This is a genomic window from Ruegeria sp. AB9 (assembly GCF_056542585.1).
Genome location: NZ_JBQGAA010000003.1, coordinates 149,494 through 162,703, shown reverse-complemented (window position 1 = coordinate 162,703; position 13,210 = coordinate 149,494). Strand labels below are relative to the sequence as shown.

Genomic DNA, 13,210 nt, shown 5'->3' with positions numbered 1-13,210 from the left:
CAGAAAAAGACCCGGCGCAAAGGCCGGGCCAGTTGGGGAAACGGGGTCGCCGGACTTGATTATCCGAGCAGACGTCGTGCGATAACCTGTGCCTGAATCTCGGCAGCCCCTTCGAAAATATTGAGAATGCGCGCGTCACACAGAACGCGGCTGATCTTGTATTCCAGCGCAAAGCCGTTGCCGCCATGGATTTGCAGCCCGTTATCGGCAGCAGCCCAGGCCACCCGGGCCCCCAGCAGCTTGGCCATTCCAGCCTCAAGGTCACAGCGCTGGCCGTGGTCTTTTTCCCATGCGCTGAAATAGGTCAGCTGCCGCGCGACCATGATTTCGACCGCCATCATTGCCAGCTTCCCCGAGACACGTGGGAAGTTGATCAGCGATTTGCCGAACTGCTTGCGGTCGATCGCATATTGCATGGCGATATCCAGCGCACTTTGTGCCACGCCGATAGCACGGGCGGCGGTCTGGATGCGGGCGCTTTCGAAGGTTTCCATCAGCTGTTTGAAGCCTTTGCCTTCTTCTCCGCCCAGCAGGTTTTCACCTTTGACGTGGAAGCCGTCAAAGCCCAGCTCGTATTCCTTCATGCCGCGATAGCCCAGAACCTCGATCTCGCCTCCGGTCATGCCGGGGGTTGGGAAGGGGTTTTCATCAGTGCCTGGCGTCTTTTCGGCCAGGAACATGGACAAGCCGCGGTGATCGGTGCTGTCCGGATTGGTCCGCGCCAACAGGGTCATGACATGGGTGCGCGCGGCGTGGGTGATCCACGTCTTGTTGCCGGTGATCTGGTAATTACCATTCTCGTCCTTCACGGCGCGGGTGCGCAGGCTGCCTAGGTCCGATCCGGTGTTGGGTTCAGTGAAAACAGCAGTAGGCAGAATCTCGGCGCTGGCCAGTTTCGGCAGCCAGTTGGCTTTTTGCTCGTCTGTACCGCCCGCGATGATCAACTCGGCCGCGATTTCCGAACGTGTGCCCAGAGAACCCACACCAATATAGCCACGCGACAGTTCTTCGGACACAACGCACATAGACGCTTTGGATAGACCGAAACCGCCAAACTCTTCTGGGATTGTCAGTCCGAAGACGCCCATTTCCGCCAGCTCCTCGATGATTTCCAGCGGAATCAGTTCATCCTTCAGGTGCCATTCATGGGCGTACGGTTCGACCTTTTCCTGTGCATAGCGGCGGAACTGGTCGCGGATCATCTCAAGTTCTTCGTCCAAACCGGAGGCACCGAACATGGTCGAACCGGCCTGATCCTGCATCAGTTCGACCAGACGGACGCGTGCTGCCTGAGAGTTGGCCTGCGCCATCAGGGTTTGAACTTCGGTCGACTGAAAACCCGACAGTGCATCCCAGCCAAGACCCATATCCTGAAGGCGTACGACCTCGCCCTGGTTCATCGGAATACCACCCGCGACCTGATGCAGGTACTCGCCAAAGGCGATCTGGTGTAGCAGCTGTTCGACCTCACTGAATTTACCGTCGGATTGCAGTGCTTCGGCCCAACGTTGCATTTGTTGAAGAGACTGATTGTAGGTGGCCAACCATGCCAGACCATGAGCGGCGGTCTGGTTCGCCTCGATCAGTGCACCAGAGATGCGACCGTCTGCGGATACCATGCTGCGCACAGACTCACGCGCTTTTTCAAAAACGGCTTCCACCGCGGGCACGGCGGCCCGGGTCAAGTTCAGAAGATCGGGCAAAACTGCAGCAGTTGTCATCTCGGTCATATCCTGTCCGTCGTGGGCCATGAATCGCGTCCTTTCCTCGGTCGTCTGGTCATATCATGCTGCACATGCAGCGCAACAAAAATACTTATTACGCTGCAAAAAAGTTCAAAAATTACCGGATCATTTTTGCAATGCAGAAGAAAATTCAGATGATATCTAGAGGGTATGACCCTGTTTTCCATTCTTTCCCCACAGGAACTTCTGTTGGCCATGGCTATTGCGTTTGTCGCAGGGTGGATCAAGGGCATGGTCGGTTTTGCCATGCCTATGGTTATGGTGTCGGGCTTGAACTCGTTTCTGCCGCCGGACCTGACCTTGGCGGGGCTTATTCTGCCAACGCTGGTGACCAATGGGCAGCAGGCCCTTCGCGGTGGTGGTGCCGCAGCGATTGCTTCCATTCAGCGGTTTCGGGTTTTCCTTGTAGTCGGTGGCCTCTTTCTGTTGCTGAGCGCACAGCTAGTCACCCTGGTCCCCAACTCTGTCTTTCTGGTCCTGATCGGTGGGTTTGTATCAGTCTTCGCGCTGTTACAGGTTGTGGGGTTCAGAATGGCGCTGAACCGCCCGTCGAATGTCGTAGAGGCCGCGGTCGGTGGCGTGGCAGGGTTTGTCGGCGGAATGTCAGGTGTTTGGGGACCACCGACAGTAGCCTATCTGACCGCGCTGAATACCCCCAAGGCGGAACAGATCCGTATTCAGGGCGTTATCTACGGTCTGGGAGCCGTTCTGTTACTGGTCGCGCATCTTGGGTCGGGTATTCTGCGCGCAGAAACGCTTCCGTTTTCTGCTGCCCTGATCCTTCCGGCTATGGCAGGGATGTGGGTCGGTGTGAAATTGCAGGACCGTATCGATCAGGCAAGCTTTCGTAAGGCGACCTTGTTAGTGTTGCTGGTTGCGGGTTTGAACCTGCTGCGGCGCGGTTTGGTGGGGTGACGCTTCAACCTTGTCGCTTGTCGGCAAAGCGGAAGGCAAAATACAGACCCAGCATCAGGAAGAACAGACCAGAGATATCGCCGATCAGGAAAGCGATATATTCGACCGTCTCACTGCCAAAAGCCAGATTGGTCAAACCGGAGACCAGGAAAGACGTGATGATGCCTACGCCCATTACACATACCCAGCAGGGTTTTTGATCGGCACGGGGAAACAGGTCCCACCCGATTGCTTTTAGAAGATAGAAAACGGCCGGGACTGTCAGGACCGCAATCGCGATGGCCATCAGTCGGCTGGGCAAGAACACATCAGTTCCTCCCAAATAGGCGAAGACGATGAACACGCCGGGCAACAATGTGAATATAGCACGCCATCCCATCAGCCATGCCGACAGAACCCGGACGCCATGTGGCAGGAACAACAGGCTTGCTCGGCTTGGATATTCAGGGAAAAACACGTTCTGCAACGGCATCAGGACGGCGAATGTAAGGATCGACGCCAGCACATAGGCCAGAGAGGCCAGAAACGTTTCAGTAGCCCACGCGCGCAAAGAGATCACTGCTCCTTGCGCTCGTGGAGAGCGTCATCTGGGCGCATGAACGATATACCGTCCCCGGTTGGCGCTGCCGCTTTGCGAAAGATAACCTTTTTCGACCAGCGATTTCAGCGCGCGGAAGAAAGTCGGGCGGGAAACGCTCTGGACCAACGTGTGTTCGATCAATCCGAATGTACGCACTTCCTGATCGGATTTGGAAAGCTCTTCTGCGGCGTAGTAAATGTCGCGTTCAACCGGAGATAGTTTTTCCAGGCCTAATGTGCGCTCCATGCTTTGCATCAATTTGCGCAGTTCGGTGAGTTTCGAGATTTCAGTCATAATGTTACCTACAGTTTTCTGTGCCATCTGCCGCCTAAATGCGACCATTTGAGCCACGCTGAATGATGCGCATGTCAGCAGGTCTCGTCTTGACACTCATCCCCATTTACTTAGACTAGGTGTCTGATTAGGTTGCTCAATCCAGCGTTGTGAGTGTGCGCACATGAGCGGTCCCAAAATAATTTCAGTCAGTGCCCGGCGCAAAAGTGCCGGGTTTTTTTCGTCTCAGCAGTTAATAGGGGTAACGCAAATCGCATTTTGAAACAACGCAATTGTATGTGCTTTTTGTGTCAATCAACCTAGAGGCGAAGTGAATTGACACAGGTGCAATGAAAAAGGGGCGCTGCGGCCCCTTTTCCCAACTTATCCGATTGCGACGGCTTTGATGTCGTCGTCAATGAAGGGCAGGTACTGTTCGAAGTTCTCGGCAAACATCTGAACCAGTTTCTCGGCTTGTTTGTCGAATGCGGCCTGATCGTCCCAAGTGCGGCGCGGGTCCAGCAGAACCTCGGCAACACCCGGGACAGAGACCGGAACGTCAAAGCCGAAATTGGCATCCTTGCGGAACTCGGCGTCGCGTAGAGAACCTTCCAGAGCGGCGGTCAGCAAGGCGCGTGTTGCGCGGATCGGCATCCGGCTGCCCACGCCATAGGCGCCGCCGGTCCAGCCGGTGTTCACCAGCCAGCAGGTCGCGCCGTGTTGGGCGATCTTGTCACGCAGCAGGTTACCGTATTCCTCTGGGCGACGCGGCATGAACGGCGCGCCAAAGCAGGTCGAGAAGGTCGGCTGCGGCTCGGTGATGCCACGTTCAGTCCCGGCCACTTTCGACGTGAAGCCCGACAGGAAGTGATACATTGCCTGTGCGGGCGTCAGCCGCGCGATCGGGGGCAGAACGCCAAACGCATCGCAGGTCAGCATGATGATGTTCTTCGGGTGACCACCCAGCGCGCTCTTGGATGCGTTCGAGATATACTCGAGCGGATAGGCGCAGCGCATGTTGGCAGTCAGCGAGTCATCGTCGAAATCCAGTTCCTTGGTTTCGGGGTCGAAGACCATGTTTTCGATCACCGTGCCGAACTTCGAGGTGGTCGCGTAGATTTCCGGCTCTGCCTCGGCATTCAGGTTGATGGTCTTGGCATAGCAGCCGCCTTCAAAGTTGAAGGTGCCGCGATCCGACCAGCCATGTTCGTCATCCCCGATCAGCGTACGCGACGGATCGGCGGACAGGGTCGTCTTGCCGGTGCCGGACAGGCCAAAGAACACGGCGGTGTCGACCGGATTGCCAACGGCATGGTTGGCCGAGCAGTGCATCGGCATCACGCCTTTTTCAGGCAGCATGTAGTTCAGCAGGGTGAAAACGGATTTCTTGTTCTCACCGGCATATTCGGTGCCGCCGATCAGGATCAGTTTGCGGTCGAAGTTCATTGCAATCACAGTCTCGCTGCGGCAACCGTGCTTGGCCGGGTCGGCCTGAAAGCTGGGGCAGTTGATGACGGTGAAATCAGCAGTGAACTCATCCAGATCCTCGCGCTCCGGGCGGCGCAGCAGGTGGCGGATGAACAGGTTGTGCCATGCCAGTTCGGTAACCATGCGTACATTGATTGCGTAAGCCGGGTCCGCGCCACCGACGAGGTCCTGAACGAAATAGTCACGGCCTTTCATGTGGGCCAGCATGTCTTCGTACAGTGCATCAAAGCCCTCGGGGCTCATTTCGGCGTTGTTTTCCCACCAGATGGTGTCGGCAACGCTGTCGGTCTTGACGACGTGTTTGTCCTTGGGCGACCTGCCAGTGAACTTGCCTGTGGTAACCAGAAAGGCACCGCCATTGCCAAGTGTGCCTTCGCCGCGCTTCAGCGCTTCTTCGATCAGCGCCGGTTCCATGAAGTTGTAATAGACATTGCCCAGACCCTCGATGCCCTGATCTTCGAGGCGGAATTGCGGGTTAACCCGTCCAGATGTCATGTGTGTCTTCTCCTGTGGCGGCGCGAAGGCCTTGAGCCCGATACGCCTTTGGGGCAGTGAGCCGGGAAAACCGGCGGCTGGGCGCGTCTTATCACGGTCATTCAGGGCATGAACAGGCGGGTTTGACGCAGTTAGCGCAACCAAGTCCGAGTTTAGCGCCATCACGAATTCAATGACGGAAAAGCGGGCAGATTTTTGCGGGCATCAAGGCAAATTTGCCGCAGACCTGCCGCAACAAAGGCACGATTCGCAGTTACGGATTGATTCGGCGTCTTAAAACCGCCAACAATGCCTTACAAATAAGCGAATTATTGCGCGAGTGAGCAGGAATAGGGGTGAGCCCGATGTCAAAGATTGCACTGGTGGATGACGACAGAAACATTCTGACGTCTGTATCCATGACACTCGAAGCCGAAGGTTTCGAGGTTGAAACTTATAATGATGGCCAGGCCGCGTTGGATGCGTTCAACAAGAAACTGCCGGATATGGCTGTTCTGGATATTAAAATGCCGCGAATGGACGGCATGGATCTGCTGCAACGGTTGCGTCAGAAAACGCAGATGCCGGTGATCTTTCTGACCTCGAAGGACGATGAAATAGACGAGGTTCTGGGCCTGCGCATGGGCGCGGATGACTATGTGAAAAAGCCTTTTTCGCAGCGTTTGCTGGTCGAGCGCATCCGGGCTTTGCTGCGGCGTCAAGAAGCGACAAGCGGCGACGCAGTAGCAACCAACAACAATGACACCAAAGTCATGGAGCGCGGCGAATTGCGGATGGATCCGCTGCGCCATGCAGTCAGCTGGAAAGGGAACGATGTGTCCCTGACCGTGACCGAGTTTTTGCTGCTTCAGGCACTGGCCCAACGTCCGGGATTCGTCAAAAGCCGCGACCAGCTGATGGATGTCGCTTATGACGATCAGGTCTATGTGGATGACCGGACGATCGACAGCCACATCAAGCGCCTGCGGAAAAAAATGCGCGCGGCTGATTCCGAGTTCTCGGCGATCGAAACTTTGTATGGTATCGGTTACCGGTACAACGAAGAATAGGCGCGGCCGCCTGTAAGAGGTAATGGGGTCTCGTGCGCGACACCGAACAATCCAGCGAAATGCGCGACGGTGACGTCGTTCTTGGGGATGACTGGGTCATACCCCAGGACCCCGAGTCAGCGGAGCTGAGTGAAAAGCGATCCCGGAGGAATCTGTTTTCTCTTCGCGGTTCACCTCTGGCACGCAAGATCATCACCTTTAATCTGATCGCCCTGGTGATTTTGGTCACAGGATTGCTGTATCTGGATGACTCGCGAAAAGAGAAGGTTCAGCAGACTGCGCGCAATCTGCTGGGCGACGCGCAGCTTGTTAGTAACGTTTTCGAAACTCAGCTGCGTCAGGGCGCACAGCAATCCGGACAGGATGCTGGAAAACTGGATGTCAAAGATACCCTGTCCGGCCTTACCCTGCCCGAAGGGGGAGAGGTTTTTGTTTATGACGCCAGCGGCACGTTAATCGGCTGGACGCGTGGTGCCCCGCAAGTATCGAACATGCCGGTTCTTCTGCAATCCGAAGCCGAGATACAGACCGGCAGCACGGTGATCAGCGACACGCTGAACGCTGTGTGGACGGGTTTGTCCAACCTGCTCAACTGGTCAACTGAAGCCGAGGCACCAACATTGGCGCAGCGTGTTCAGACCATTATTCCTCATGCGATTGGCGGGCAAAGCCAGGTGCAGGCAGTACAGGATGGTGCGGGTGAGACGGTTATCGTGGCTGCGGCACCGATCCTTTATGAGGATGCCCCCGCGGGAGCGGTCGCTATTACCGGTCCCGCAGGTGAAATCGATGCGCTTGCCCGCCGTGAGCAGGAACGCATTCTTCAGATGTTCGTGGTGGCCCTGTTGGTTTCCGTGGGCCTCAGCCTTGTACTGGCCTCGACCATTGCCAATCCGCTGGCTGATCTGGCATCTGCGGCCGAGATGGGCAAAGACCGGGGCACAGGTGTAAATCCCGGGCGCATCCGCATTCCGGACCTCAGTGCCCGCCCGGACGAAATCGGGCGCCTTAGCCGCGCTTTGCGGGGTATGGTGACCGCGCTGTACAACCGGATTGATGCAAACGAACAGTTCGCCGCCGACGTTGCCCATGAAATCAAAAACCCGCTGGCCAGCCTGCAATCCGCAGTTGGCACGCTGCGCATGGTCAAACGCGAGGACCAGCGTGACAAGTTGTTGGATGTGATCGAACATGACGTCCGGCGTCTGGACCGGCTGGTCAGTGACATATCGAACGCGTCGCGTCTGGATGCGGAACTTGTCAAAGAAGAAGAGCAGCCCTTTGACCTTCTCAAACTACTGGGCAATCTTGGGCAGTATCTGGGCGAGGATGCTCGCTCCAAAGGCATCGATTACATAACGGATCTGCCCTCCGAGCCCATTGTGATAAATGGGCTGGAAGCGCGTCTGGCGCAGGTCTTTGTTAACCTGATCACCAATGCCATTTCTTTCTGCGAGGAAAACGACGCCATCCGCGTCTGGGTCCGTCAGCGGGACAATCGCGTGCTGGTCGTTGTCGAAGACACCGGCCCCGGCATTCCAGAACAGGCACTCACCAAGGTGTTCAAGCGGTTCTACTCGCAACGTCCGGCGGAGCATTTCGGCAATAACTCGGGCCTTGGGTTGGCTATCTCGAAGCAGATTGTCGAGGCACATGGTGGCGTGATCTGGGCGGAAAACATCCGCCCGACCGAGGCCGATATCACATCGGACCCTCTGGGTGCCCGCTTTGTTGTGGGGCTTCCTGTTTAAGTCCATGAACGTTGATTCGTTGTCACACGCGAAAGATCAGAATAGGGCCTGCGTGCATGCTTCTTGCGTTTCGGTTGGCGGGCGCGGGCTTTTGATCATCGGCGCGTCCGGTACGGGGAAATCCGGGCTGGCGCTGCAAATGATGGCGTTCGGAGCGGATTTGGTCGCTGATGACCGTGTTAATTTGGAGATGCAGAACCATCAGGTGTTCGCTTCGCCCGCGCCACAGATACGCGGTTTGATCGAGGCGCGGCACATTGGGTTGGTCAAAGCGGCGATCTTAGGCCCGGTTCCGTTGGATTGTGTAGTGGATCTGGATCAGCCTGAACCTCAGCGTTTGCCCAATCCCCATACAATTTCCGTGCTGAGGCAAACTGTTCCCTTGCTTCGGGGCGCGGGCGTGCCCAACTTGGCTGCAGCGTTGATGCAGCTCCTTAGAAATGGGCGTGTAAATCCGGAATGGCCGAACGAATGACATCGCAACGGCGGATCGTATTGGTCACGGGGCCGTCCGGGGCAGGTAGATCCACCGCCATCCATGTTTTGGAAGATCTCGGGTTTGAAGCCATCGACAACCTGCCGATGGGGCTGTTGCTGCGCCTGCTGGACACCGCGGACAGCGACCGTCCGATGGCTTTGGGCATCGATGCACGTAATCGCGATTTCTCGACAATCGGTTTCATAGAGTTGGCCGAAAAGCTTGGTCGGATGGCGCAGGTCGACCTGACGGTTCTATATCTGGATTGCAGCGATGATGTTCTGGTGCGTCGGTTTTCGGAAACCCGAAGACGACATCCGGTCGCCAAAAACGCCAGCCCGGAAACCGGTGTTCAGCGTGAAAAAGAGCTGCTGGAACCGATCCGCGAGATTGCCGATACACTGATCGATACCAGCCTTCTGAACGTGCATCAGTTGCGGGAAGAGGTTGAGAATTGGTTTGCTCCACAAGGCGGGCGGCATCTGGCGGTTTCCATCGAGTCTTTTTCTTATAAGCGCGGCCTGCCGCGCGGGCTGGATATGGTGTTCGATTGCCGGTTTCTGGCCAATCCATATTGGCGTCCCGAGCTTCGGACAGCAGATGGTCGACACCCCGACGTCGCGAACTATGTGCAATCAGATGAAAATTACTTACCGTTTTATGAACGTGTGCTGGACTTGTTGACCTTGCTGCTGCCGGCCTTTCGGGCCGAGGGCAAAGCGCATCTTTCCGTTGCGTTTGGGTGCACGGGGGGGCAGCACAGATCAGTTGCCTTGGCTGAAGCTGTTGCAAAGGCCCTTGCGGAAGACGGGCAGCAGGTGGCAATTAGACATCGCGAGATGGAACGTCGGTCGTTGAATGTGAGGTCGGATTGATCGGAATTGTGATCGTTGCACATGGGGGGTTGGCTCAGGAATATCTGGCCGCCACGCAACACGTGGTCGGACCACAACCCAGCCTCGTGGCCATTGCGATCGAAGCTGACCATGACCGGGAAGAAAAACAGGCAGAAATCTGCCGTGCCGCGGATCAAGTGGACACCGGGGATGGAGTTGTTGTCGTCACCGATCTCTTTGGCGGCAGCCCCTCGAATCTCAGCCTGCGTGCTTGCGCGCCTCAGGACCGGCGTATTCTGTATGGGGCAAACCTGCCGATGCTGATCAAATTGGCCAAAAGTCGCCACTTGCCCATTGGTGATGCCGTCCGTCAGGCAATGGAGGCTGGACGGAAGTACATCAATGCGCAGAATGTGACATTGGATTAAAAGCGGATTATTGAATATGACTAACCGAAGCCTGAAAATTATCAATGAAAAGGGCCTGCATGCACGCGCCTCGGCAAAGCTGGTTGAGGTAGTGGAAGGGTTCGACGCGCATGCTGAGGTGTCAAAAGACGGACTTTCTGCATCAGGAGACAGTATCATGGGCCTTTTGATGTTGGCAGCATCGCGCGGAACAACTATTGACGTCGAGACGTCCGGACCGGATGCTGAGGCATTGGCAGAAGCTCTGGAAACGCTTGTGAACGACAAGTTCGGCGAGGGGTTCTAAGCCACCCCGCCGGGACAGGAAGAACGGGAAGACCAGGAATTGGCGGAAACGACGCACGAGACCAAGACAAGCCCGGTGGTGGATGGGACCGCAGATCAGGGCGAGATCTACGACCGTAGAACTCTGACCTATGCGAACTCATTTGACGACGCCTGGACTTCGACCGCCATTCGGGCCATTGAATGGTGCACTGGGAAGCTGACCATTTTGCGCATGGTCAACAAGTTCGAAAAAAAGAACGAATACTATCGCGGGCAGCGGTTCTGGGGGGGTGCCCTCAAGACGATGGGAATTGACCTGACTACATCGCAGGAACAGATTGACCGAATTCCAAAAACCGGCCCGGTTGTCGTCGTCGCCAACCACCCGCATGGGATGGTCGACGGCATGATTCTGGCCGAGCTGATCGGCCAGGTCCGCAGCGATTACCGCATCCTGACCCGTTCAGTTCTGACTGGGCTGGACGAAGCTGCAACGTCGTTCATGATCCCGGTTCCGTTTCCACACGATCCCGAGGCGCAGGCCAAGATGCTGGAAATGCGCGGCAAAGCGATGGAGCATCTGAAAAACGGTGGAGTGGTGGCGCTGTTCCCATCTGGTGTCGTTATGTCCTCAGATGATTGGTTTGGGCCTGCGATCGAGCGGGAATGGAACGTGTTTACTGCGAAGATGATCCGCCGTTCAGGCGCGCGCGTGGTGCCGATTTTCTTTCCGGGCAGCAATTCGCGCTGGTATCAGATCGCCAACCGGGTCTCGGCAATTCTGCGGCAGGGTTTGTTGCTGCATGAGATCGTACGATCCTGCAACAAACCCCAATCTCCGGTCATTGGCAATCCGGTATCGGACCAGGATATGGAGCTGCTGGAACGCGATCCGCGCGGTTTCATGGCATGGCTTAGAAGCCACACGATGTCATTGGGTAAGTCGGATCAGACCTGATCCGCGTTTTCAACGGGTTAATAGTGTCTGTGGTGAGGGGGCTGGCCGCTCAGCGTGTCGGCACTGGAACTTCGCCTCGGTAGTCATAGAAGCCACGCTCGGTCTTGCGTCCCAGCCAGCCCGCCTCGACATATTTGGTCAGCAGCGGGCAGGGGCGGTATTTGGTATCCGCCAATCCATCATGTAGCACATTCATAATCGCCAGACAGGTATCCAGCCCGATGAAGTCTGCCAGCTCCAGCGGCCCCATGGGATGATTCGCTCCAAGCTTCATTGACTGGTCGATGGATTGAACGTTTCCGACACCTTCATACAGAGTGTAAACCGCCTCGTTGATCATGGGCATCAGAATCCGATTTACGATGAAGGCTGGGAAATCTTCGGCACTGGCTGCCGTTTTGCCCAATCGATCCACCACTGTTTTGCAGGCGCTGAAGGTTTCTTCGTCTGTGGCGATGCCCCGGATCAGCTCTACCAATTGCATTACCGGTACGGGGTTCATGAAATGAAAGCCCATGAACCTTTCGGGCCGGTCCGTCCGGCTGGCAAGGCGAGTGATGGAAATTGAGGACGTATTTGACGTCAAAATCGTATGCGGCAGCAGATGCGGTTGCAGGTCCTCGAAAATCGCCTGCTTGATCGTTTCCCGCTCGGTTGCGGCCTCGATAACCAGATCAGTTTGGCCTAGTAGCGGTAGTTCCAGTGTAGTCGAAATCCTTTGCAAGGCGGCCTGCATCGCGTCGTCCGTGATTTTGCCACGTGACGCCTGCCGCGCCAGGTTGCCCTCGATCGTGGAAATCGCGCTGTCCAGGGCGTCCTGGCTGATGTCGTTCAGCAAGACGTCGTATTCCGCCAAAGCCATGACATGGGCAATGCCGTTACCCATCTGACCCGCGCCAATCACCCCGACCGATTTAACTTCCATGTTCAGATGCCTTTGCCTTGAAGGATATCGTGACAGTATCGGCAGACCGGGGCAGGCGGCAAGAGGATCGAGCCTGTCAATTTTGCTTCAAATGCGCGCATTAGGAAATTCTCAATATCTGAGGCCGCAAGGTGGCAGCGGGTGAGAAAAATGGGGGCGCTTGAAATGAGCTTTCATCAGACAAACAGCGGCATGGAGTTCGCTTGCCAGTACGCGGGTTCGAAGCTTTGGTTCCGGGGGCCACCCGGCGCGTTGGATGCGCCATATGTGGCTTGCTTGGGTGGAGAGGAAACTTTCGGCAGGTTCGTCGATTGTCCGTATCCAGCGGTGCTTGAGAAGCGATTGGGAAAACCGTGCATTAACTTCGGCAGCCTGTTTTGCGGGGCCGAAGCGTTGTCCGCTGATCCGGGGGTGCTGAATCTGGTCAATCGGTCGGACCTATGCGTGTTGCAGGTGCCGAATGTTCCATGCCAATCGAATCGGTTTTACCGCGTGCATCCGCGCCGAAATGACCGGTTCCTTGAACCCACCGACGACTTGCTGGAACTCTACCCTGACGTTGACTTCACGGAAGTCCATTTCGTGCGCCATTTGTTAGAGCTGTTAAGTGTCGCTAATGATGCACGTTTCGAGATCATAGCGCAGGAGTTGCGCGAAACCTGGGTACGGACAACAGCAGAATTGATTGGCGGATTCGAACCTGAGGTGGTTCTTCTCTGGTTGCATGTTGAGAGGCAAGCAGGATCGCATGGTGACCGCATTTTGCCTGACGCGACCATGATCGAACAGCTGCGGCCACTCTGTGCTGGTGTTGTCGAGGTTTCGGTGTGTGTATCCGCTCAATCAGATGCGCTCGAAGATGTATTATTCGGCACATTGCAGCAGCCGATTGCAGAACACATGATCGGTCCCTCGGCACATCGAGAGATTGCCGGAAAACTGTTGGTTGCTTTGAGGGATCTGAACTGAAAAAGGCCCGCCTGCTGGCGAGCCTTTTCTAAGTTTACTGATTGCTCTCGGTT

14 protein-coding genes are annotated in these 13,210 nt (G+C 56.2%); 9 read left to right on the top strand and 5 right to left on the bottom strand.

Going from position 1 to position 13,210, the window contains the following annotated elements; translation table 11 throughout:
• Positions 1-59: 59 nt before the first annotated feature.
• On the bottom strand, positions 60-1,751 hold the full coding sequence (locus ACR0K5_RS09810) for an acyl-CoA dehydrogenase family protein (protein ID WP_480629523.1): 1,692 nt from the start codon (positions 1,749-1,751) through the stop codon (positions 60-62).
• A gap of 144 nt (positions 1,752-1,895) precedes the next feature.
• Between ACR0K5_RS09810 and ACR0K5_RS09805 the strand changes: the two genes are divergently transcribed.
• The gene (locus ACR0K5_RS09805; RefSeq protein WP_480629522.1) at positions 1,896-2,660 is read left to right on the top strand and encodes a TSUP family transporter; all 765 of its coding nucleotides are present in this window, start codon (positions 1,896-1,898) and stop codon (positions 2,658-2,660) included.
• 4 nt (positions 2,661-2,664) lie between these two features.
• On the opposite strand, the gene ACR0K5_RS09800 is transcribed toward ACR0K5_RS09805, so the two are convergent.
• The 3 genes from ACR0K5_RS09800 to ACR0K5_RS09790 all read right to left on the bottom strand — a co-directional run bounded on the left by ACR0K5_RS09800 (position 2,665) and on the right by ACR0K5_RS09790 (position 5,496).
• A complete protein-coding gene (locus tag ACR0K5_RS09800) occupies positions 2,665-3,219 on the bottom strand; it encodes a hypothetical protein (RefSeq protein WP_480629521.1) in 555 nt (184 codons plus the stop codon).
• Between the two features lie 24 nt (positions 3,220-3,243).
• Positions 3,244-3,561, bottom strand: coding sequence for a hypothetical protein (locus ACR0K5_RS09795; RefSeq protein ID WP_480629520.1), 318 nt, complete (start codon positions 3,559-3,561; stop codon positions 3,244-3,246).
• A 336-nt stretch (positions 3,562-3,897) separates the two neighbouring features.
• Positions 3,898-5,496 carry a phosphoenolpyruvate carboxykinase gene (locus tag ACR0K5_RS09790; protein ID WP_480629519.1) on the bottom strand — a complete coding sequence of 533 codons (1,599 nt, stop codon included), beginning with the start codon at positions 5,494-5,496 and terminating at the stop codon, positions 3,898-3,900.
• Positions 5,497-5,840: 344 nt separating this feature from the next.
• Here ACR0K5_RS09790 and ACR0K5_RS09785 point away from each other — a divergent pair, with 344 nt between their 5' ends.
• From ACR0K5_RS09785 to ACR0K5_RS09755, 7 genes are read left to right on the top strand one after another with little or no spacing between them, the layout of a single operon-like run.
• Positions 5,841-6,545, top strand: coding sequence for a response regulator transcription factor (locus ACR0K5_RS09785; protein ID WP_480629518.1), 705 nt, complete (start codon positions 5,841-5,843; stop codon positions 6,543-6,545).
• A 32-nt stretch (positions 6,546-6,577) separates the two neighbouring features.
• On the top strand, positions 6,578-8,296 hold the full coding sequence (locus ACR0K5_RS09780; protein ID WP_480629517.1) for an ATP-binding protein: 1,719 nt from the start codon (positions 6,578-6,580) through the stop codon (positions 8,294-8,296).
• A 4-nt stretch (positions 8,297-8,300) separates the two neighbouring features.
• Positions 8,301-8,771, top strand: coding sequence for an HPr kinase/phosphorylase (locus ACR0K5_RS09775; RefSeq protein ID WP_480629516.1), 471 nt, complete (start codon positions 8,301-8,303; stop codon positions 8,769-8,771).
• On the top strand, positions 8,756-9,649 hold the full coding sequence (gene rapZ / locus ACR0K5_RS09770; RefSeq protein ID WP_480629515.1) for an RNase adapter RapZ: 894 nt from the start codon (positions 8,756-8,758) through the stop codon (positions 9,647-9,649). The genes ACR0K5_RS09775 and rapZ overlap by 16 nt, the downstream gene beginning before the upstream one ends.
• Positions 9,646-10,038 carry a PTS sugar transporter subunit IIA gene (locus tag ACR0K5_RS09765; RefSeq protein WP_480629514.1) on the top strand — a complete coding sequence of 131 codons (393 nt, stop codon included), beginning with the start codon at positions 9,646-9,648 and terminating at the stop codon, positions 10,036-10,038. The genes rapZ and ACR0K5_RS09765 overlap by 4 nt, the downstream gene beginning before the upstream one ends.
• Before the next feature lie 16 nt (positions 10,039-10,054).
• A complete protein-coding gene (locus ACR0K5_RS09760) occupies positions 10,055-10,324 on the top strand; it encodes an HPr family phosphocarrier protein (protein WP_117869849.1) in 270 nt (89 codons plus the stop codon).
• Positions 10,325-10,363: 39 nt separating this feature from the next.
• Positions 10,364-11,263, top strand: coding sequence for a lysophospholipid acyltransferase family protein (locus tag ACR0K5_RS09755; protein WP_480629513.1), 900 nt, complete (start codon positions 10,364-10,366; stop codon positions 11,261-11,263).
• A 49-nt stretch (positions 11,264-11,312) separates the two neighbouring features.
• On the opposite strand, the gene ACR0K5_RS09750 is transcribed toward ACR0K5_RS09755, so the two are convergent.
• Positions 11,313-12,188: a 3-hydroxybutyryl-CoA dehydrogenase gene (locus ACR0K5_RS09750; protein WP_480629512.1), complete on the bottom strand. Its 876-nt coding sequence runs from the start codon at positions 12,186-12,188 to the stop codon at positions 11,313-11,315.
• A gap of 165 nt (positions 12,189-12,353) precedes the next feature.
• Between ACR0K5_RS09750 and ACR0K5_RS09745 the strand changes: the two genes are divergently transcribed.
• Positions 12,354-13,157, top strand: coding sequence for a DUF6473 family protein (locus ACR0K5_RS09745; protein ID WP_480629511.1), 804 nt, complete (start codon positions 12,354-12,356; stop codon positions 13,155-13,157).
• Positions 13,158-13,210 lie beyond the last annotated feature (53 nt).